Raw genomic sequence first — 22949 nt, forward strand, 5'->3', positions numbered from 1 at the left:
CATATACTTTAGATAATTTGTGAATATTTTTTTATTTTGTTTAATAATAATTCGTGTTTATTTCTTATTCTTGTTATTCCCTTCATATATTTTAATTTTTTACGTATTAGTTATATATTATATGCAAATTATTATATATAATTATTATTGTAATCAATATTTTAGGAGGACTATTAAAATGAGTACAAATCATGGTGCTAACTTATACGACCTATCAAATAAATTAGGTTTTAAAAAAAATGAATTAAAAGATTTTAGTTCAAATATAAATCCATTAGGCTCTTCTAGTTTAGGCAAAAAAGCTATTGTAGATAATATAGATATGGTATCTATATATCCTGACCCAAACTACTATACCCTAAAGAATTCAATATCAGAATATTGTAATTGTAATATAAAAAATATAGTATTAGGAAGTGGTGCAACTGAACTTATTTCATCATTTATAGAAATAGTTAATCCAAAAAAATCAGTTTTATTATCTCCATCGTATTCTGAGTATGAGAAAGAGTTAAACAAAGTAAATTGTGAGATACATAAATTCTTTTCAAAAAAAGAAAATAAGTTCAAAGTAGACGTAGATGAGTTTATAGATTACATAAACATAACTAAATGTGATTTAGTTGTTATTTGCAACCCAAACAATCCAACTGGATTTGCATTTAATAAAAATGAAATAAAAAAAATATTAGAAAATACAAATGCCTTCTTAATGGTTGATGAAACATACATTGAGTTTACAGATACACAAACTTACTCTTCTACACATTTAGTAGATAATTTTAGTAAGTTATTTGTAATAAGAGGTACATCTAAATTTTTTGGCACACCTGGTATAAGACTTGGTTATGGGCTTACATGTAATTTTCAAATACAAGATTCAATTATAAATCATATAGACCTTTGGAATATAAATACATTAGCATCTATAATGGGTGAAGTTATGTTTACTGATTCAGACTTTATAGATAATTCTAGTTCTGTATTAAAATGCGAACGAGAGTTTTTATTGAGAGAACTTTCTTCGATTGAAGACTTAGTAGTGTATCATAGCGATGGTAATTTTATACTTAGCCAAATTAAAACAAAAAAAATAACAGCATCTAAGTTAAGAGAATTTCTAATTGAAAAGAAATTTATAATAAGAGACTGTGAGTCTTTTGAAGGATTAGATGAATATTTCTTTAGAATTTGTACTTTAAATCATGATGATAATGTTTTATTGATAGAGTCTTTAAAAGATATATTTAAAAATGAAGAGTAGAAATCTACTCTTCATCTTTTATTGAAAAATCTACTCCCTCAATTATATTTGGGTCATAGCTTTCTTTTTTTAATTTTTTATATTTTTCTATTTCTTCACTAATTATACCTAAACTCCATAACATTACAAATAAATCATCTACAAAACCAAATACTCCAGTTATCATCTCCGGAATAAAGTCTATTCCCGATACAAGGTATGTTATAGCTATAAAAATTACAGATGTAACTTTAGCTTTACTTATTATATTAACATCTTTATCTGTAAAAAAGTCAGGTAATTTAAATAGATTAATCATAAACATTATTCCAAACTTAGCATCTTTAAATCTTACTAAAATCTTTTTTAATATATCTAAAAGTATATCTATAGTTCTCATTAATATTTTCATACTTACCACCCCTAAAGTTATAACTTAAAACTATTATAACCGATAGAGCGTTTTTCTTAAACATGCAATTTTTACAATAAGTTGATACCAGATTGCTCACATTTTTTTATCATATCTTTCGGCCATATACCTACTTGAACTTCGCCTATATGCGCTTTATTTAGAAAGTACATACAAATTCTAGATTGCCCAATTCCTCCACCTATAGTGTATGGTAATTCTCCTTTTAACAGAGATTTATGATAATCTAATTCTTTTCTATCTTCACATTTAGTTAATTTTAATTGCTTTTCTAAACTTTTTTCGTCTACTCTGATACCCATAGATGAAAGCTCTATAGCATTATCTAAAACTGGGTTGTAAAATAATATATCTCCATTTAATTCCCAATCGTCATAATCTGGACTTCTTCCATCATGTTTGTCTCCTGTAGATAATACTTTACCTATTTGCATTAAAAACACAGCACCTTTTTCTTTTACAATTTTATCTTCTCTTTCTTTTGGTTTTAAACTTGGATACATATCTAAAAGTTCTTGAGATGTTATAAAAGTAATCTCTTCAGGTAAAGTTTTTTGCAGTTTTGGATATATACTACTTACATGCTCTTCAGTTTCTTTAAAAACTGAATATATATTTTTCACAATACCTTTTAGTGTATCCATGTTTCTTTCCTTTTTATCTATTATTAATTCCCAATCCCACTGATCAACATATATTGAATGAATGTTATCTAGTTCTTCATCTTTTCTAATAGCATTCATATCTGTATATAGACCTCTTCCTACTGTAAATCCATATTTTTTTAAAGCCATTCTCTTCCACTTAGCTAAAGAATGAACTATTTCTGCATTTTTCTTTATGTCCGGAACTTCAAAACTTACAGCCTTTTCAGTTCCATTTAAGTTATCATTTGTTCCTGTCTCCGGTAGAACAAATAATGGTGATGATACTCTTGTAAGTTTTAATGTTTCTCCTAGTCTGCTTTCAAAAAAATCTTTTAAATCTTTTATAGCTTGTTGCGTTTGAATTACTTCTAATTTTGATGTATATCCTTTTGGTATTATTAAACTCATATTAATACTCTCCTTTACATTTTTTATTTTAGAGAGTATGACGTCATACATTTTAACTTATAGTGTGGCCATCACTATTTATTGCATAAAAAAAACTCTCATCTCTATATAAATATAGGGACGAAAGTTTATATTTCCGCGGTACCACCCTGATTAACCTGAGTATATTATCAAGTTCTCTCAAATAACGCAGCAAGATAAATCTTAGTGCGTTCCAACTTGATAACGGTTTGGTTCCGTCTAAGCCTACTCTTTAAAATTTCGGTTAGCAACTCCAGGATGTTCTTCAATATAGGCTTCGTATTGGACTCACACCATAACCAACTCGCTCTTGACTACTTCCTATATATACTCTTCCTTTCAACGTCTTTTTAAAAGATTTGAAATTGTTTAAAGTAATTTTATTTCAATATATGATTTATGTCAACTAAAATTTCTTATTAAATCATTTTTTACTATTTAATTAAATATATAATTTTTTATTTATTTATTCTTTTTCATTGTTTTTATTCTAATTGACTTTATTTTTTATTCTATTTTGTGCTTTTTAATTTATTTTCAAAAAACTTTATTTTTTCAGAATTTTTATTCAAAACAAAAAAGCTACTATTTCATAGTAGCTTTTTTGTTTAATATATTACATATTGAAAGTTTTATCTACGTAAGCTTTTATCTCTTCCGCTGTCCCCATAGTCAATACTTCATTAGCAAATTTTTTCATATCTTCATATTTAACAGAAGTTATGAATTTTCTAGCTGGAAGTATAGATATAGGAGACATAGAGAACTCATCAAGTCCCATTCCTAAAAGAATAGGTATCATTCTTTGATCTCCGGCAGATTCTCCACACATTCCTACCCATTTACCTTCTTTATGAGCATTATCTATTACCATATTTATAAGTCTTAATACAGCTGGATTAAATTGATTATATAAATAACTTATTTTTTGGTTCATTCTATCTACTGCACAAGTGTATTGTATTAAGTCATTAGTTCCTATAGAGAAGAAATCTACATGTTTAGCTAATATATCTGATATTACTGCTGCAGATGGTATTTCTATCATCATTCCAACTTCTACAGCTTTAGAATATTCAATTCCTTCAGCATCCATTTCAGCTAAAACTTCTTTTATTATCTCTTTAGATTTTAACAGTTCTTCTAAAGAAGATATCATAGGGAACATTATTCTTAATTTCCCATGTACACTAGCTCTGTATAAAGCTCTTAATTGAGTTTTAAATATATCTGTTCTATCTAAACATAATCTTATAGCTCTATATCCTAAAAACGGATTCATTTCTTCGTCCATTTTGAAATACTTTAATTCTTTATCCCCACCTATATCTAATGTTCTTATTACTATAGGCTTTCCATTCATACCTTCAAGAACTGCTTTATATGCTTCATATTGTTCTTCTTCACTCGGGAAATTGTCTTCCTTATCCATGTATAAGAACTCAGTTCTATATAGTCCTACACCTTCTGCATCATTTTTTATTAATCCTTCTAAATCATTAGGGCTTCCGATATTCCCTGCAAGCTCTACATGTCTACCATCAAGAGTTATAGAAGTTTTTCCTATCAATTGTTTTAATGCTTCTTTTTCTTCATCGAACTTAGCCTTTAAATCTCTATGCTCATTTATAACTTTTTCATCTGGGTTAACTATAACTTGTCCTGTTTCACCATTGAATACTATAAAATCTCCATCCTTAACATTTTCAGTTACATCACTTAATCCTACTACTGCAGCTATTTCTAATGTTCTAGCCATTATAGCAGTATGAGAAGTTCTACCACCTATATTAGTTAAGAATCCTAAAACCATTTTTTTATTCATTGTTGCAGTGTCTGATGGAGTTAAGTCATGAGCTATTAATATAACTTCTTCAGATAAAGCTGATAAATCTACAACTTTTATACCTAATATATGTCTTAAGACCCTATTTGTAACGTCCTTGATATCTGCTGCTCTTTCTCTCATATATTCATTGTCCATTGATTCAAATATACTTACAAACATCTCTTTAACTTCATTTAATGCAAAGTCAGCATTTACCTTTTCATCTCTTATTTTAGCTATAGTCTGATCTATTAATTCTGGATCTTGTAAAACTAATAGGTGAGCTTCAAAAATTTCAGCTTCATGTTCCCCTAATTCAACTTTAGCTCTTTCTTTGACTTGCTCTAACTCTTTCTTTGACTCTTCTACTGCAGCTTGTAACTTTTCAACTTCAGATTCAACATTTTCTATGTTTTTTTTCTCTATATTAAGTTCGCTATGTTCTATAACCAAAGCTTTTCCTAAAGCTACTCCTGGTGATGCTCCTGTTCCTTTATACATATATGCGTCCTCCCATTGTCTTGTGTATACATTATATATATTCAACAAACCTCGGTTTTCACCGAGGCTTTTTATTTTTTATTATTCACCAAATCCGCTTTCTATTAACTCAACTAATGCGTTAACTGCTGATTCTTGATCTTCTCCATTAGCAACTACAACAACTTCATCTCCTTGAGCTAATCCTAAACTCATTATTCCCATTATTGATTTAGCATTTACAACTTTATCTTTTGCCTTTATCTCTACTGTTGATTTGAACTCAGATGCTTTCTTTACAAACATTCCTGCTGGTCTAGCATGTAATCCACTTGCATTTTTGATAGTTACTATTTTTTCCATTGTAATACCTCCATAGATTTCATTTGTTATATTCTGATATAAATATTTGCAATATTAATTTATGCCTTTATATCATTTATTATTATATTTGTTAAAAGTTTAGTAAACCTATTCCTATGAATTGTAATTATAGGTCTAGTTTCAAAATTAGATTCCCAATTCACATTAGAATTCATGTTAGTATTTACTACTTCTACTACCTTATTAAAATCATATAAGTTTGTTCTATTTATATTATTTTCCTCAAGCTTTTTCTCATATATGCAATAAAATAAATCTTTATACGAGAAGTCTTTTTGTAAATTTAAACACTCTCCTAATTTTGGAATTATATTTTCTAAAAGTGTCCTTTTACTTATATCTCTTTTTATGTTCAATGCCTTTGTTAATGATTCTATAGTTTCTTTGCTCAAGTTGCTTAACTTGTAAAAACAATAGTCATCATCATATTTATATTCCTTGTTGAAATAATATCTTAGACCATCATATCTGTCAAAGGTTTTCATAGCATCAAAGTACCCTAGCTTAATGTTTTTACTTACATTGTCTGGATCTAAGTTTAGACACCCTCCTAGAGATTCTGACGGCACGATTATCTTCATGTTCACATCTTGATGGTGATTTAAATTTATCTTTCCAAATAAATCATCAACTAGTCTTATAACAACAATATCTTCATATCCTTTTTCTCTTAATAAACTTACAGGTATATTATTATGAAATAAACCATCTAAAAATAATTTATCGTCTAATTTATCTAGTTTAAATATAGGCAAACTAGCACTTGCAATTAGATAGTCTAGTAATTTTCCTTTTTCAATATTTTCTAAGAACATAGGACTTGGAATTATTTTTCCATCCCATACAACTGTTACTAATCCAAAATCTTTTTTGGAATTTCTTATAATGTCTTCATCTATAGTCTTTTCTAATAAGCTTCTAAATGGACTTATATCTATTCCTTTATTTTTTCTAGCTTTATTTATAAGAGATATAACTCTATTTATGTTTTTAGGAGTAAAGTCAACATTTTTTATATTGTGGTATGTCTCCTCATCCACATCCATAAAATGAGTGTAGTCATACTTAGTCCATATCTCTTCTAGTACCTCTAGGTTATTTTGGACTATATACGCTCCATTCAAGGCTCCTATAGAAGTTCCTGCAACACCTTTAAATTCTATACCTAACTCTCTTAATGCCTTATATGCACCTAACTGGTAAGCACCCTTTGTGCCTCCACCTTCAAGTACTAATCCTTTCATAAATATCACCTTATATAAGTTATAAAGATATATCTTCCTAAAAACAAATATATTACAAGTTTCTCCCTATTTCAAGTAAAAATTATATTTTTTTATAATATTTATTCAATTTTAATTTTATGTTAGATTCTAAAAATAAGATAGAAGCTTGTATTTTTAGCATTTCACTAAATTAAATATGCAAATTTTACTATTTTTATTATTTCACATCTAAATCACTATTTACTATTTTTACTACTTTTAAGAACATCTTTTTCTCTATAGGATTTAGCTTTATATTTGACATTATATAGTTATTAGGGTCTATTAAATATATCTTTTTATAACCAGTTTTATAAAACATCATACAAACATTTTTAATATCAGAAAAATTGTCTGCATCAAATGGATCTACATCTATTATTAAATTATACTTAGATGTTTTTATTCCCTTTATTTTATCTTTATAATCATTTACAAACGTTTTTATTTCATTGCTGTTTAAATATCCATTAACTTTTATATACACTTTACTATTTTCACCTAAAACCTGAGTATATATCATAATTTCCCCCCTGTAAAATACATTTACTATGAATATATGTATATATACTTAATTTAGTGAATTTAGATTCAATGATTTTTTTATTAACTCTTCTATTTCTTGTTGTAAATAATTTATCTCTTCATTTACTTTATTATCAAATTTAATATTTTTTATAATTTGTTTTGATAAATTTTCTATTTCTAAGTAATTTTCATCTTTAAAAATACTTATCTCCATAACTTTGTTCGGATAATAATCATATAAATTCTTACCCATCTTTTTTGCAAATACCTTAAAATAATTATCATATACATTTGAATTTAATAATCCTAATAAATATTCATATGAAAATTCTTCTTCATACTCTTTTTTTATACAAAATGAATATACATCGGCACTGCAAAAACTATTATTTTCATCAATAGCAAATTTATTTTCATTTGATTTATATGGGTACATTATCTTTTTTCTTTCAAACATTGATTTATCTCTACCCCATTGTAATTGATACCATTTACGAGTATTTTTCTTACATTCTCTTCTATTTTGCAATTTATTTTTATAATTTTGTATGTATTTTACAGATTGTATATAATCATTTATATCATTTATATCGTCACTATATATAAGTTTTAAGTCACTTTCTTCTATATAATATTTCTTAATATTTTTATTTTTAATCCAATTTTTCACTATATCTTCTTCTATATTATTACATTGTATTTCATTATTTTTTATAACAAAAGCTTTATCACATCCCGTTATAATTCCCTGAAAACTTATACATATATCTTTTAATTTATATTTACAACTCTTTTCTATAACGTTATACAAATATACATTTTCCTTTTTATCTATAATCCATTTTTTACTCATATCATTTTGATTCATATGTATTTTAGTAAAATAGTCGCTAAACTTTAGAGTTGATTTGATATCTTCTATAAACTTTAATTTAATATTATAGTTGGTAATCCTATAAAAATCAAAACTCGAATCTATATACTTTGCCTTTTCCATAGTAAATATACAACTTGCTACATTTGCATTTTTAAATACATTAAATCCATTGAAGTCTATAATTTCTTTAATTTTAACATTATTAATGATATAGTTTCTTAAATTTTCTCCACTCGGACTTTCCAAAAAATATCTTGGAGTTATTATACTTGCAACTCCATTTTTTTTAAGTAAGTCAATTATACGTTTATAAAAACAAAAGTAAATGTCTGACTTATCCTTATATACGTCACCATAATTTTTTATTAATTGCTTTTTATATTTCATAGTCAAATTTTTATGTCCTATATACGGAGGATTCCCTATTATATAGTCAAACTTCTCACCCCAGAATGTTTCTTTCAAAGTATCATCTATTCCTTCATCCATTAAACTATCAAAACAGTATATATTAAATTCATCAGTACATGAATCTAACTCTTTATTTCTCAAAGAATATTTCAAAACATTTACTGCATTTTGATCTATATCTATACCATATATACAGTTTTTAATTATGTGTTCATGTATATTTTCAATATTGAGATCATTTTTTATAATTTCAAACTTTTTATATAAAACATCATATACCTCTAATAAAAAATTCCCACATCCACAAGACATATCTAATATTTTAGGAAATGGATTCTTTTTAAAATCATGTTCTGTCAAAATTTTATTAACGATATAATCTATTATATATTTAGGAGTATAATAAATCCCCAACGCTTTTTTTTCATTTTCACTTAGACTATTTTCATATAAATCAGATAAATAGTAATTATTACAATTTAGAATCTCCATATAACTTCCCCCTAGAAAATACACTTTCTAGCTACCATTATATCAAAGTTTGAATTAATTAATATATAATTAAACATAAATAAAAAGAAGTATATATTATATACTTCTTTTTATTTATGTTTAGAGTCTATGTATCTTAGTATTCCTTGAGCTATACCTTCTGCCATTTGATTTTGATAACTTGAGTTACTAAGCTTTTTTTCTTCTTCCTTATTACTTATAAATCCAGCCTCGACTAAAACTGATGGCATTTCTGTCTCTCTTAAAATTTCTAAGTTAGAAGGATAAATACCTCTATTTTTAGTGTCTAAATATAAGCATATTGTATCTTGTATAGATTTAGCCAGCTTTTCTGATCCATCAATATTATTTGACTGGTAATATGTCTCTGTTCCAAATGCAGACCTTCCTCCACTTTCTGAATTAAGATGTATAGAAACAACCATATTTACCCCTTGCTCATTAGCCATTTTACTTCTTTCTTCTAAAGATACATATGTATCTTCTGTCCTAGTTAGAATAACTTCTAAGTCTTCGTATTGAGACAAATCTCCAGCTACTTTCTTTGCAATTTCTAAAGATATATTTTTTTCTAAACTGCCGTCTACTCCCTTAGCTCCTGCATCATTTCCTCCATGCCCAGGATCTATCAATATCTTAATTTTCCCTTTTGATTTGTCTTCATCTAAGCTAAGATGTTCAATTTCAGTATTGTCTTGAGTTTTAGTCTCATTGCTTTTAGAATCAGTTTTTGTTTTATCCTCACTCGTTGACCCTGTTAACATCTTTAACCCAAACATTATTGAAAATATAATTGCTAATAATAAAAATACTAAAATTAATAGTCTTGATTTTTTTATTCTTTTTCTCTTAACAGTTTTTTTCTTCTTTGCCATACATCCACCCTTCTACTATATAATTCAGGTTAATTTTAGCATTTTTCGATTATATTTTCAATATGACTAGCTTTATCCTCCTAAAGTAATATCTTGTTTGCTATACCAATTTATCGCTTCATGTATATGATTGTGCTTAAAATCTGGCCAGTAATCATCTAAAACATAAAAATCTGCATATATAGATTGTACAGGTAAAAAACCACTTAGTCTTCTTCTTCCACCCCATCTTATTATTAAATCCAATCTAGATATATCAAAAGACTGTATGTATTCATGTATATTATTTTTATTATTTCCTTTAGCCGTAGATAATGTATTTAGGTCCCAATGCCACCCATAATTAACTAATAAATTAGCTTTTATTTGCCCATCCTTAGCCTCTGTACGGCTAGTGTATGGAATTAGTTCCTTTGGAAACATCGGCGAACTCGTATTTCCTATAACTAGCAAAGATGCGCCTTCATCTACTAACATCTTAGCTGCATTTACACACGCATCAGTAAAAGCCTCGGTCTGGGGTGCAGGTCTCTTTGTATTATCCGTCGTAAATCCATAAAATGTAACTTCATCTACACCTATATCTCTGCACACCCTGTATGCTTCAATCCCTGGATCTAGTCCATTATCATACCCTTTGTCTTTAGTAAGCCCATTAGATTCAGCCCACCTTCTATTTCCATCTGGTATTATTCCTACATGTTTTGGAATTCTCATTTTAATCACCTCTTGATGTGAATTATTGACACATATAGAATTTTTACACAATTTAAAATATTTTATTAAAATTTTTTAAATTTTCAATAAAATAACTCCATTATTTATTGTATTTATAGTAAACTATAAATATATTTTTATTCGGAGGTATTATATGAGAAAAACTTTGTTTTTAGTTTTTTTACTTTTTACTTTTTCACTTGTAGGTTGCTCTTCTAAATCAAATATTAAAGATGTACCTGTAAGTAAAATTAAAGATGCTATATTAAAAAGTAATCTTTTAGACGTAGATACTTTAAATGATATTAACGCTTCAGAATTTCATGCTCTTAGTTCTGTAAAAAATGATATTAACGAAGGCTTTATGTTAAGTGCTATGATAAATGTTAAATTAAGAGATGTCATAGTTATTAAAACTGATAATACTGAAGTAGTACTTAAATCTTTAGAAAAATATAAAAACAATTCACTAAAACTATTTGCTGACGGATATGGTGGAGAAGATAATATGGAAAGTGTGTCAAACTCAATATTGAAAACAATAGGCAACTATGTATATTTTATAGCTACTCCAAACGCTGATGAGATTGAAAAAGTAATTTTAAATACTATTCAGAAATAATAGTTAATCTATCTGATTTATTCTGTTAATTAGTTTTTAGTAGTTTAAGTAAATCTAAGTCTTATTGTTTTTTTTAATTAAATATGTTATATAATTACTTTAGATATATTATTTTAATTTTAGGAGGATATTCATGGAACCGTTATTTTTAAAGCCATTGTTTATGTACAGAATATGGGGAGGAACTGCATTAAGAGATAAGTTTAACTATGAAATTCCATCTGAAAATACAGGTGAATGTTGGGCTATAAGTTCTCATGAAAATGGAGATTGCGAAATTACAAATGGAAAGTTTAAGGGTATGACTTTATCTAACTTATGGTCTAATCACAAAGAACTATTTGGAAATATGCCGGGAGATAAATTTCCATTACTTACAAAGATATTAGATGCTAATGATAATTTATCAGTTCAAGTCCATCCTGATAATGAGTATGCTAAGAAAAATGAAAACGGAGAATTGGGTAAAACTGAATGCTGGTACATAATAGATTGTGATGATGATGCTGAAATGATATTTGGACACAATGCTAAATCTAAAGAAGAGTTAGAGTTTATGGTTTCAAATAATAAATGGAGTGACCTACTTAGAAGAGTTAAAATTAATAAAGGAGACTTTTTCTATGTTCCAAGTGGAACAATCCATGCTTTATGCAAAGGAACTCTAGTTTTAGAAACTCAACAAAATTCTGATACTACTTATAGAGTTTATGATTATGATAGAGTAGACTCTAATGGTAATAAAAGAGATCTTCATGTAGACAAGTCTATAGCTGTTACTACAGTTCCTCATATTGAAAATAAACCTAACTACAATATTATCGAAAATGATAACTTTAAACTTACAACATTTTTAAGCAATGAGTTTTTTAGTGTTCATAAATTAGATGTTTTCACTGAGTATAGTTCAACTCAGGATAAGCCATTCGAATTATATAGTGTCATAGATGGTAATGGAAAACTATTATCAGATTCAAATGAATATAGTTTAAATAAAGGCGATAACTTTATATTACCTAATAACTTTGGAGAATTTAAACTAATAGGTAATTTACAATTAATAACTTCTCATATGTAGTTAAAAAGGGATGCATATTTATTTTAATACATCCCTTCTACTTACTTATAATACCCAAGTATTTTTATATATCTTCTCTCTCCTTCTTTTTCGCTTAAAGGAAAATCTATCAAATCATCTGTATGCTGACATATTAAGTAATCTAATAAGTAATTTCTATCATCTAATATCACTTCACTTATTATCATCGTATGATATGCACTACCTTGATATATTAATTGAACTAAATCTCCTTTTTCTAACTCATCATAATCTGCTAGCACTGCATATATACCGTAATTTTCTGTTTTATATTTGTTGTTATTTAAAACATATCTACCAAATGCATCTGCAGACGTCCAGGTTGGAGTTCTACTAAAATCGCTATACCAATACCATTTGTGCATTATATCTTTTCCCTCATGATCAAAAGGTATATCCCCAGCATGTATACACTGGGATATATAGTTAGTACAGTCTCCTCCCCAGGGGTCATAGTCTTTGTATTTAGGATTTCTATATAAAGCCCATGTTCTAGCATAATCAACTGCAGCCTCTCTATTATATTCACTTAATAATTTCATATTATCACTCCATTACATAACGCTTAATGTAATTCGATGTATTATTTTCATTATCTTTAAAATAAATTCTCTGCTCATCTATATCACATGTATCCTTATTTTCATATGAAGAGGACACTATAGATATATAGTCCTTAGTTATATAAAATTTTTGATCTATAATATTCTCTATAAGCTCTGTTTTATTAAAAATATCTTCGATTAGCAATTCTCTCTTTCTTTTAAGGTCAAAATTGTAAGTATTTATATAGTTTATTGTTTTGTTAGAATCGTAAATTTCTGAAAATATTATAGATATGCTAATTATATTATTTTTATTAACATGCTCTTTAAACTCTGTAAATATAATAGTATTAATATTAGAATGTATATATTCATCCTGCGATATTTCTTTAAAAATCAATATATCATCATGTATTTTTTTATTTATATATTCTATAAATAAATCATTATTTAATTTTTCTATTACAGGATATTCTATTATACAGTTAAAGTTTTTATCTATTATGTCTATATATCTTTTTTTTATATCTACCATTTAAATAGCCTCCTGTGTTTAAACTATATTATTATGTATGATAACATTGTAAATTTTGATATAAGTTTTTTTATTTATTGATGTTAAATATGTATTTTTAGTTTAATATAAATATATACAAAGCAAAATTTTTATACAAAAGGGGGATACTATGTCTATTTTTAAAAAATTTTTGATTTTTATTATAATAATTTTAATATTGTTACCTGTAAGCATATTTGGTTATATTCACTCTAAAGTAAATAAAGTATACGATCCATCTTCATCTATAAAATCACTTAAAGAAACAAATTATGCATCTGAAAAAGGAATAACGAATATTTTATTAGTTGGGACAGATGCTAGAAATACAGAGGAAAAATCTAGATCTGATGCTATGATGATTTTAACTGTAGATAATAAGCATAAAAACCTAAAACTTACATCTTTAGCTAGAGATACATATGTACAAATCCCTGGCCACGGAAAGCAAAAACTAACACATGCATATGCTTATGGAGGACTTAATTTATTGTTAGAAACCCTTGAATCTAATTTTAAAATAGATATTCAAAATTATGTTGTCGTGAATTTTTTCTCATTCATTAATATAATCGATACTTTAAATGGAATTGTCATTGATGTAAAACCTAATGAAATAAAAGAGTTAAACCGATATATGCCAGAATGTTATTCATTTGACCAAAATAAAAATAAAAGTCCTATGAAAAATATAGAGTATTCAGGTAAACAAAAACTAAATGGTTATCAATCATTAGCTTATAGCCGAATTAGGTATAATGATAGTGCTCTAGAGCGAGACAATAGACAAAGGCTTGTACTTGAAAGTGCATTTGAAAAAGTTAAACATCTACCAATTAGCAAGTACCCTAATTTAATAGACGGCATACTGCCATACATTAAAACTAATATGGATACATCTGATATTTTATCTATTGGTAATTCGATTCTATCTATTGGTAACTTTAATATTAAAACTTTAGAATTCCCTATAGAAGAGTATAGTACTGGTGGCATTTATAAAAATGCTGGATGGGTTTGGCGTTATGACGAAGAGAAGTGTTTGCCAATACTTCATGATTTTATTTTTAATGACACTGTATATAAAAAATAAAATAAAAAACCGATTAGATAGACTATTTATAACATCTATTTAATCGGTTTTTAGCCAAATATTTATTTTTATTGTCTAATTAAAACTTTATGTATTACTCTATTTCAATTATTTCTCCATTCTCACAAACTAAAACTGTGAATAATACACCTGTACCACCTTGTTTCATAAGTTCTTTTGATTTAATTTGAACTATATATCCAGTCTTTCCATTTATATTTTCTATATCTTCATTCCCAACATATACTGTATCTGCATCATTTCCATATTTTGCTTTACAAAATTCAATGGCTTTCTCTAAAGTAAAATTAGTATTTGACTTTTTATTCTTTTCTTTATATTCTTTACTTTTCAAATCATATTCTTCTTTATTGTCTTGTTTACTAATATTGGCACTATCTACATCTGCGCCCTTTTTACCTAAACTATGAACTGCAAAATATACTCCAGACACAACTAGAAGTATTATTAATATGTATTTAATTATTTTTTTACTCATCTATGTTTTCCTCTATTTATTTTCTAAACTATATCTATAACATTGTATAGCATCTTCTTGTTCTCTAGTAAACCTTTTAGCAACGCTATCTTGAACAGCCTGAGAGTTATTTGCAAAATAAACTAACTGACCATTTTCATCTTTACGTCCTCTTTCTGCATATACCGCTTTTATAAAATCTTCTACATTATTACACTTACTTTGTAGTGGTGATATTATTCTATATGATCCTGTAACTCCATGCTGAACTGCTGTTGACCATAGTACATTACGTCCTGCAAATGTAGATACTACATTTGAGAAATCACCTGATTTTAATAATTTATTTACTAGTTTATCGTAAAAATTCTCTTTTACATATTTGTGTTGTAAATTATAGAATGTATTATTATGATTTTGTGCAATTTCTTTCCAAGCTTTATCGAAATTAGGTCCACAATTTGTATTATCATCTAATGCTCTTGCATCAGTTAATTTTTTATAAAATTCATTATTTTCATTTCTCAACCAGCTAACAAATTCATCCAAAGATCCCATTGTAGAAGAAAACTGCCATGCACCATATGACTTTCCACCATAATCTCCATTTCCACTTGATACAAGTCCTGGATCTCCATTAGATTCATATCTTTCTGATAACACACCTAAGAACTCATTATTCAAATTATCTTCAAAAATTTCAGTTGTATTAACTCCACTTACAAACATGCTAGCATATCCATTATAAATTTTCCCGTTTTTAACATACTCTATTTGATAATATGTTAAATCAGTTTTTACTCTTCCTAAAATAACTACTCTATCACCTGATTGCATTGTAGTTAACACATCAGCCTCTAAACTAGGTTCTTTTCGTAAATTTAAAGCACTAACCTTAATTCTAGCTTTTCCAATTGTACTTTGTACTTCATTAGAAGATAATTCAATGTCCCCTATATTTTTTATTCCAATACTTTTAACTTTATCTTGGAACTCAGGAGAGTTAAATATACATTTTAAAACATACTTTTTGCTTCCACCATTTACAATTTGATTTAACCAAAAATTTAATCCTCCAATATCAGCTTCTCGTCCTAAAATACCTTTATATACAGCTTTTACATACTCTTCACTTGAGTATCCTTTATTTTTAAATTCATCACTATTTATAAAAGAATCTACTACTTGTGCTACACTTCTATTTCCACTTATAATTTGATCAGCCCAGAAATTTACTCCACTTAAATCTGCTTTCCTTCCATGGAACCCTACATAGAAATTCTCCACTATTCCTTTAACTTCACCTTTTCTATCTTCTAAACTTGTATCTATATTCCCTTTATTTTTAATACCTATATTGTTTAAAATATCTTGAAATTCTTTTGAATTAACATTTACAGCTAATACAGAAACTCTCGAATTTCCATCCTCTAAAACACCTACCCAATAGTTTAGATCTTCATTATTAGGGTTTCTATTAAATAAAGCTGTATATATAGATTTTACATATTCTTCATTATTATAGTTTTTACTCTTACATTCATCACTATTTGTAAATGTAAGTAGAATTTCAGCTATACTTTTTTTACCGTCTAGAACTTGGCTTGACCAAAATTCTAATCCACTATTATCTGCTTCTCTCCCATAAATTCCTTTATAAAATTGATTTATTAAATTTTTAACACTACCCTTATTATCATTTAAATCTAAGTCTATTTGACCTTTGTTTTTTATTCCCATTAAATCTAACTTAGTTTGAAACTCGTTAGAGTTAAATATATTGTATAGTACAACTTTTCTACTTTGACCTAATCCAAGTTGACTTGTCCAGTATTCTAAACCAGCTCCATCAGGTTCTCTACCTTGTAATCCTATGTACAGTGCTTTTACATATTCTTCATTATTATAATTTTTGCTCTTACATTCATCGCTATTTATAAAACATTCAAAAACATTAGCTACAGTTCTTCTTTGACTAACTATCTCATTTGACCAATATTCTACTCCATCATTATCTGCTTCTCTTCCATAAAACCCCTTATAAAACTGTCTTATAAGTATTTTACAGTTCTCTTTTACATCTGCTGAGTACGATTCATTTTGAATTTGCTTTTCTTTTATTTCAACAGGCTGTTGATTTTGTTCTTGAATCTCTGGTTGGTCTTGTTCTTTATTTTGATCTTCATTTATATTTTTTTCTGTTGTTATAACTTGTTCTTTGTCTTGATCTTGTTCTTTATCTTTTTCCTGAATTTGATTTTGCATAGGTTCTTCTATGCTTTGCATATCTTTTGTTTCTGCATTTGCATCAATAAAGTTAATTGAGCATAAATTAAGAGCGATTAAAAAACTAATCGTACTTTTTTTCATAATTGATATCTCCCTCACATGATTTAAATTTTCAATATTAACCCCGACTTAAAACATTAAAATTCAAATTTTATGTAATATGTTAAACTTAATTTTAATTATATAATGAGCTTTTAATAAACTCAAAAATGTGCGCTTACTTTGTTATAGTAAGTAGCGCAAAATTTTAATTATTTTTTTAATATATATTAGTTCACATTTAATATACTAATTAGTTCTTATTAAATGTGAACTATTTTTAGTTTTTGATTTTTGATTTAAATATATCTTCCATTTTACTAATAGATATTTCCCAATCTAATTTCATTGCAGTTTCTACCGATGAGTCAGATAATTTTTTTAATAAATTTTTATCACTTATTAATCTTTCTAAATTTTTAGCAAGCCCTTCAATATCTTCCGGCTCACATATTAAGCTATTTTCATTATGTTTCCCTATTTCATCTAAAGCTCCAGTTCTAGTACCAACTACTACACATCCACATGCCATAGCCTCTACTACTGTAAGCCCCCATCCCTCAGACTTGCTTGGAAATATAAATATATCCGAATCTAAGTATATATCTTTTAATTCTTCCCTAGTTGGATTCATCTTAAATTCTGCATATTCAGGTATATCTTCTCCATCTTTTATCCCAAATAATTTTAAATTTATATTCGGATTTTTTTTCTTTGCAATTTCAAAGGCTTTTAATCCGTCCTTAAATCCTTTCCAATCCAAATTATGGTACATCATGCAAACATTTATATCATCAGTATTAATTCTTCCTGTATTATTAAATTCATCAGTATTAATTCCGTTATATATTAGATCACTTTTATTATCAAATTTTTCACTCATTAAATCTTGTAGCCATTTGGCTATTACTATTTGGTTTAATGGCAACTTATAGCTATTATCAACTTTTTCTTTGCTTCCACTCCATATTTCATAGTGCTGAATCAAATAAAACTTAGCTCCTTTGCTTTCAGTTAAATCATTAACATCATATGCCGTTGGCCATGCTGTAGCTACAGTTATATCTGCATCTCTTATAAACTTATCTCTTATAGTAGGAACTAGTTTAATAGTAGCCTTTAAATCAAACCAGTCAACTACATTTCTTCTTTTGATTGTATTTCCAATAGATGCCTTGGCTACTCTTAAACAAGATTTTATTCCTTCATCTGAAAATGAGTATGCCTTCATTGGCACATATATTAATACATCATGCCCATGTTCTTTCAATCTATTTGCATATTCAAAAACTATTTTAATTCCACCTGTAAAATTAGTGAAAGGGATTATAAAGTTTATTTTCATTAAAATACCTCCCTTTTACTTTAACTTGTAATTTTTATACTCGCCAGATAATATATTTTTCCACCAAGTTTTATTATCTAAATACCACTCAATAGTTTGTTGTATTCCTGTATCAAAATTATACTTAGGTTTCCATCCTAATTCATTTTCTAATTTAGTTGGGTCTATTGCATATCTTAAATCATGACCCGGTCTATCAGTTACATAAGTTATTAAGCTTTCTGGCTTATCTAATGCTTTAAGGATAGTTTTTACAACTTGTAAATTTGTTCTTTCATTGTGTCCACCCACATTGTATACTTCTCCAACTTTTCCTTTATGGATTATTAAGTCTATAGCTGAACAATGATCCTCAACATGTAACCAGTCTCTTACATTTTCTCCATTTCCGTATACCGGAAGAGATTCATCATTTAAAGCTCTAGATATCATTAATGGTATTAATTTTTCTGGGAAGTGATATGGCCCATAGTTATTAGAACATCTTGATATTGTCGCTGGTAATCCAAAAGTTCTTTGATAAGCATGAACTAAAAAATCAGCAGATGCTTTAGATGCTGAATATGGAGAACTTGGATTTAAAGGTGTATCCTCTGTAAAAAATAAGTCTAGTCTATCTAGTGGTAAGTCTCCATAAACTTCATCCGTAGAAACTTGGTGATATCTTTCAACTCCAAACTCCTTAGATGCATCTAATAGTACTTGTGTTCCTATAACATTTGTTTCTACAAATATTCCTGGATCTTCTACAGATCTATCTACATGCGATTCAGCTGCAAAATTTACAACTATATCAAACTTTTCTTCCTTAAATAAGTTAAATACAAAATCCCTATCTGCAATATCTCCCTTTACAAATTTGTAATTAGGTTTATCCTCTACAGGTTTTAATGTCTCTAAGTTTCCTGCATAAGTAAGTGCATCTAAATTAACTATCATATAATCTGGATATTTATTTACCATATAGTGAACAAAGTTTCCACCAATAAAACCTGCTCCTCCAGTTACTAATATCTTTTTCATAAAATTACTCTCCTTTATATTCAAACGGTATATCTAATTCTTTTAAAGTTTTTTGTATCTTATCTTTTTCTGATAATAGTATTTCTTCTATTCCTTCTAAAGGCCATTCTATTCCTACTTCAGGGTCATTCCATAATAATCCGCTATCAAATTCTGGTGCATAATAATCTGTACACTTATAATTGAATACAGCTTCATCAGACACAACTAAGAAACCATGAGCAAAACCTTCCGGAACATAAAATTGCTTTTTATTTTCAGAAGTAAGAAGTATCCCTTCCCACTCCCCAAATGTTGGCGAACCCTTTCTTAAGTCTACCGCAACATCATAAACAGCCCCTTCATTAACTCTAACAAGCTTTCCTTGAGTGTGTTTAGTTTGGAAGTGCATTCCTCTTAGAACGCCTTTTTTTGACTTAGATTCATTATCTTGTACGAACGTCATGTCAAGTCCAGCTTCTACAAAATCTTTTCTATTATAACTTTCCATAAAGTATCCTCTATTGTCTCCAAATACTTTAGGCTCTATTATATATAAATCTTTTATTTTAGTTTCTGTAAATTTGAAGTTACCCATTATTTCACCTCATCTGCTATTTTTACTAAATATTTACCATAATCAGTTTTCATAAGCGGCTTAGCTAAAGTTAAAAGTTGTTCTTTGTCTATATATCCTTTTCTATATGCTATTTCTTCTAAACATGCAATATATAATCCTTGTCTCGTTTGAACAGCTTCAACATAATTAGATGCGTCTAGTAATCCCTTATGTGTTCCCGTATCCAACCAGGCCATTCCTCTTCCAAATAACTCTACCTTTAACTTTCCTCTTTTTAAATACTCATTATTAATCGATGTGATTTCTAATTCTCCTCTTTCAGATGGCTTCACATTTTTAGCAATTTCTATTACATCATTATCATAAAAATATAATCCAGGTACTGCATAATTTGATTTTGGCACTTCAGGTTTTTCTTCTATAGATAAAACATTGAAATCTTTATCAAATTCTACAACTCCAAATGCTTTTGGATCTGCAACCTGATATCCAAAAATAGTTGCTTCATCTCTTTCTACCGCTCTTTGAAGTCTTTCACTAAATCCATATCCATAGAATATGTTATCTCCAAGAACTAATGCTACTTTATCATTTCCTATAAAGTCTTCACCTATTATAAATGCTTCTGCAAGTCCATTTGGATGTTCTTGAACTTCATATTCGATTTTAATCCCCAGCTCATCTCCACTTCCAAACAATTCTTTAAATACGCTTATATCTCTAGGTGTTGATATTATTAAAATATCTTTTATTCCTGCCAACATCAAAACTGACATTGGATAATAAATCATAGGCTTATCATAAATAGGTAAGGCCTGCTTTGATACACATTTTGTAATAGGGTATAATCTTGTTCCTGATCCACCTGCTAATATAATTCCTTTCATAATACCACTACTCTCCTTTTAAGTATTCTGCTAACGATTCTTCCCAATTTCTAAATGAATTTAATCCAACCAATTTAAACATAAAATTATCAAGAACTGAATATGCTGGTCTTGGTGCTGGTCTTTTAAATTCTTCACTTGTAACTGGATTCACTTTTATATCTATATTTTTTAATTCAAAAATTTTCTTTGCAAAATCATACCAACTACATTGTCCTTCACATGTTCCATGATATGTTCCATAATATTCTGTATCCATTAATTCAATTATAGATTTTGCTAAATCTACTGTACTCGTAGGGCTTCCAACTTGATCATCTACAACATTAAGCTCATTATTTGTTTCTGATAATTTTAGCATAGTTTTTACAAAGTTATTTCCATCTCCATATAACCATGCCGTTCTCACTATAAAATATCTTGAACAAAATTCCTTTGTAAACTGTTCTCCCATTAACTTACTTGTTCCATATATAGAGTTAGGACAAGTCATATCATCTTCTCGATAAGGTCTATGCCAACTTCCATCAAATACATAATCAGTAGAAACTTGCACAAATTTAGACCCTATTTTTTCACAAGCTATTGCTAAATTTCTAGGGCCTAATGCATTTATTTTATAAGCATTTTCTATATCATTTTCACATAAATCAACTGCAGTATGAGCTGCACAATTGATAACAACATCTGGTTTCTCTCTACTTATAATATCATTCACATTTTTAAAATCCAGTATATTTAAATTTTCTCGATCTGTTTTTATCACATCATAAGTATTATTTTCATGCAATTGTTTAGAAAGTTCTAGCCCTAATTGACCATTACTACCTGTAATTAATACTTTCATAATATTACCTCTTTCTTATTTAAATTCAAAGACTTTACATCCGTACTTTCCTATCTTGTGGTCTTTAAGGCCTTCTTCTATATATTTATACTTATCTCTTCTTCTAAATCTGTCTACTATCATCTTTAGCTTCCAATAAATACTAAATTTAGCACTATGGTTTAAACTATCTTTGAATTTCTGATTAAATAACATAACATTTCTAGTCATATAATATAATACCATCGGAGATTGTTCTCCACCTGTAGATGCACTTACTTTATGGTATATTTTACTTTCTGGTATATACATTATTTTATACCCTTTTAATTTTGCTCTATAGCAAAAATCTACATCTTCCATATATAAAAAGTATGAATCATCATATAATCCTATATTTTTTATTACGTCTGTTTTTATTAATTGCAAACATCCAGTCAAAAACGTTACTTCTTTCTTCACATCATATTCTTCACTGTCTTTGCAATTTATTCCATAATGATAACCTAAACACTTGGATTCGTCTATATAGCCTCCAGCTGACCATATAGTATCTGGCTTACTGTAATACATTATTTTCCCCGCAGATATACCTATATTAGCATTACTTTCCATTTCATCAATTAAACTATTTAAAAAATCAGGTTCTACAGTTGTATCATTATTTAATAAGCATATATAATCTGCTCCATTTTTTAAAGACCATTCTATCCCCACATTATTTCCACCTGAAAATCCTAAATTTTTTCCAGTTTGTATAAAATGTATAGATTTCTTTACTTCTATAAATTCTTTTATATATTTTTCTGATTCATTAGTTGATTTATTATCTACTACAACTATTTTATAATTTGGATACTCAATAGACTGCAAGCTTTTTATGCAGTCTATTGTATCTTTGTATCCATTATAGTTAAGTAGTATTATATGAACACTTGGATTGTTTTTCATAATTACT

The 22949-nt window shown here is 27.7% G+C and carries 23 protein-coding genes and 1 other annotated feature; of the genes, 4 read left to right on the forward strand and 19 right to left on the reverse strand.

Translation table 11 applies throughout. The annotated features are described in order from the left end of the window. Positions 1-178: 178 nt before the first annotated feature. Positions 179-1264 carry a pyridoxal phosphate-dependent aminotransferase gene (locus ACRDDE_RS00470; RefSeq protein WP_438624775.1) on the forward strand — a complete coding sequence of 362 codons (1086 nt, stop codon included), beginning with the start codon at positions 179-181 and terminating at the stop codon, positions 1262-1264. 4 nt (positions 1265-1268) lie between these two features. Here ACRDDE_RS00470 and ACRDDE_RS00475 read toward each other — a convergent pair whose 3' ends face one another. From ACRDDE_RS00475 to uppS, 9 genes are all read right to left on the reverse strand, one after another. Further along, positions 1269-1655: a YkvA family protein gene (locus ACRDDE_RS00475; RefSeq protein ID WP_438624777.1), complete on the reverse strand. Its 387-nt coding sequence runs from the start codon at positions 1653-1655 to the stop codon at positions 1269-1271. A 71-nt stretch (positions 1656-1726) separates the two neighbouring features. Further along, positions 1727-2731: an aspartate--ammonia ligase gene (gene asnA, locus ACRDDE_RS00480; protein ID WP_438624779.1), complete on the reverse strand. Its 1005-nt coding sequence runs from the start codon at positions 2729-2731 to the stop codon at positions 1727-1729. Between the two features lie 113 nt (positions 2732-2844). After that, positions 2845-3104, reverse strand: a binding site (T-box leader). Between the two features lie 264 nt (positions 3105-3368). After that, positions 3369-5081, reverse strand: a complete 1713-nt coding sequence (ptsP, locus tag ACRDDE_RS00485; RefSeq protein ID WP_438624781.1) for a phosphoenolpyruvate--protein phosphotransferase — start codon at positions 5079-5081, stop codon at positions 3369-3371. An 81-nt stretch (positions 5082-5162) separates the two neighbouring features. Continuing rightward, a complete protein-coding gene (locus tag ACRDDE_RS00490; protein ID WP_021429993.1) occupies positions 5163-5423 on the reverse strand; it encodes an HPr family phosphocarrier protein in 261 nt (86 codons plus the stop codon). Positions 5424-5482: 59 nt separating this feature from the next. Next, complete coding sequence (locus tag ACRDDE_RS00495) at positions 5483-6688, reverse strand: patatin-like phospholipase family protein (protein ID WP_438624783.1); 1206 nt, start codon at positions 6686-6688, stop codon at positions 5483-5485. Between the two features lie 199 nt (positions 6689-6887). Beyond that, positions 6888-7232: a hypothetical protein gene (locus ACRDDE_RS00500; RefSeq protein WP_021430017.1), complete on the reverse strand. Its 345-nt coding sequence runs from the start codon at positions 7230-7232 to the stop codon at positions 6888-6890. A gap of 48 nt (positions 7233-7280) precedes the next feature. Continuing rightward, the gene (locus ACRDDE_RS00505; protein WP_438624785.1) at positions 7281-9017 is read right to left on the reverse strand and encodes an Eco57I restriction-modification methylase domain-containing protein; all 1737 of its coding nucleotides are present in this window, start codon (positions 9015-9017) and stop codon (positions 7281-7283) included. 110 nt (positions 9018-9127) lie between these two features. Next, positions 9128-9913, reverse strand: coding sequence for an N-acetylmuramoyl-L-alanine amidase family protein (locus ACRDDE_RS00510; protein WP_438624787.1), 786 nt, complete (start codon positions 9911-9913; stop codon positions 9128-9130). Between the two features lie 72 nt (positions 9914-9985). After that, on the reverse strand, positions 9986-10630 hold the full coding sequence (gene uppS / locus ACRDDE_RS00515) for a polyprenyl diphosphate synthase (RefSeq protein ID WP_438624789.1): 645 nt from the start codon (positions 10628-10630) through the stop codon (positions 9986-9988). 154 nt (positions 10631-10784) lie between these two features. Between uppS and ACRDDE_RS00520 the strand changes: the two genes are divergently transcribed. Then, positions 10785-11252: a DUF4358 domain-containing protein gene (locus tag ACRDDE_RS00520; protein ID WP_438624791.1), complete on the forward strand. Its 468-nt coding sequence runs from the start codon at positions 10785-10787 to the stop codon at positions 11250-11252. 133 nt (positions 11253-11385) lie between these two features. After that, entirely contained in the window at positions 11386-12330 is a 945-nt protein-coding gene (manA, locus tag ACRDDE_RS00525; protein WP_438624793.1) for a mannose-6-phosphate isomerase, class I, read from the forward strand. Between the two features lie 41 nt (positions 12331-12371). On the opposite strand, the gene ACRDDE_RS00530 is transcribed toward manA, so the two are convergent. Then, the gene (locus ACRDDE_RS00530) at positions 12372-12893 is read right to left on the reverse strand and encodes an amidase domain-containing protein (RefSeq protein WP_438624795.1); all 522 of its coding nucleotides are present in this window, start codon (positions 12891-12893) and stop codon (positions 12372-12374) included. Between the two features lie 4 nt (positions 12894-12897). Next, positions 12898-13431 carry a hypothetical protein gene (locus tag ACRDDE_RS00535; protein WP_438624797.1) on the reverse strand — a complete coding sequence of 178 codons (534 nt, stop codon included), beginning with the start codon at positions 13429-13431 and terminating at the stop codon, positions 12898-12900. A 151-nt stretch (positions 13432-13582) separates the two neighbouring features. Here ACRDDE_RS00535 and ACRDDE_RS00540 point away from each other — a divergent pair, with 151 nt between their 5' ends. Beyond that, entirely contained in the window at positions 13583-14545 is a 963-nt protein-coding gene (locus ACRDDE_RS00540; RefSeq protein ID WP_438624798.1) for an LCP family protein, read from the forward strand. Positions 14546-14639: 94 nt separating this feature from the next. Here the strand turns inward: ACRDDE_RS00540 and ACRDDE_RS00545 are convergent, their stop codons facing one another. From ACRDDE_RS00545 to ACRDDE_RS00580, 8 genes are all read right to left on the reverse strand, one after another. Continuing rightward, positions 14640-15044: a hypothetical protein gene (locus ACRDDE_RS00545; protein ID WP_438624800.1), complete on the reverse strand. Its 405-nt coding sequence runs from the start codon at positions 15042-15044 to the stop codon at positions 14640-14642. Positions 15045-15056: 12 nt separating this feature from the next. Then, the gene (locus ACRDDE_RS00550; RefSeq protein WP_438624802.1) at positions 15057-17393 is read right to left on the reverse strand and encodes a DUF4214 domain-containing protein; all 2337 of its coding nucleotides are present in this window, start codon (positions 17391-17393) and stop codon (positions 15057-15059) included. A 238-nt stretch (positions 17394-17631) separates the two neighbouring features. Continuing rightward, on the reverse strand, positions 17632-18696 hold the full coding sequence (locus tag ACRDDE_RS00555; protein ID WP_438624804.1) for a glycosyltransferase family 4 protein: 1065 nt from the start codon (positions 18694-18696) through the stop codon (positions 17632-17634). Between the two features lie 15 nt (positions 18697-18711). Beyond that, positions 18712-19719 (reverse strand): dTDP-glucose 4,6-dehydratase, encoded by a 1008-nt coding sequence (rfbB, locus tag ACRDDE_RS00560; RefSeq protein ID WP_438624805.1) that lies wholly within the window; start codon positions 19717-19719, stop codon positions 18712-18714. Positions 19720-19723: 4 nt separating this feature from the next. Then, positions 19724-20296, reverse strand: a complete 573-nt coding sequence (gene rfbC / locus ACRDDE_RS00565; protein WP_438624806.1) for a dTDP-4-dehydrorhamnose 3,5-epimerase — start codon at positions 20294-20296, stop codon at positions 19724-19726. Beyond that, entirely contained in the window at positions 20296-21165 is an 870-nt protein-coding gene (gene rfbA, locus ACRDDE_RS00570; protein ID WP_438624808.1) for a glucose-1-phosphate thymidylyltransferase RfbA, read from the reverse strand. Before rfbA ends, rfbC begins: the two co-directional genes overlap by 1 nt. Positions 21166-21172: 7 nt before the next feature. Continuing rightward, positions 21173-22012 carry a dTDP-4-dehydrorhamnose reductase gene (rfbD, locus tag ACRDDE_RS00575; RefSeq protein WP_438624809.1) on the reverse strand — a complete coding sequence of 280 codons (840 nt, stop codon included), beginning with the start codon at positions 22010-22012 and terminating at the stop codon, positions 21173-21175. 15 nt (positions 22013-22027) lie between these two features. Then, positions 22028-22942 (reverse strand): glycosyltransferase family 2 protein, encoded by a 915-nt coding sequence (locus ACRDDE_RS00580; RefSeq protein ID WP_438624811.1) that lies wholly within the window; start codon positions 22940-22942, stop codon positions 22028-22030. Between the last annotated feature and the right edge of the window lie 7 nt (positions 22943-22949).

The sequence above is a fragment of the Paraclostridium sp. genome (genome assembly GCF_051656405.1).
In the GTDB taxonomy this organism is placed as follows: domain Bacteria; phylum Bacillota; class Clostridia; order Peptostreptococcales; family Peptostreptococcaceae; genus Paraclostridium.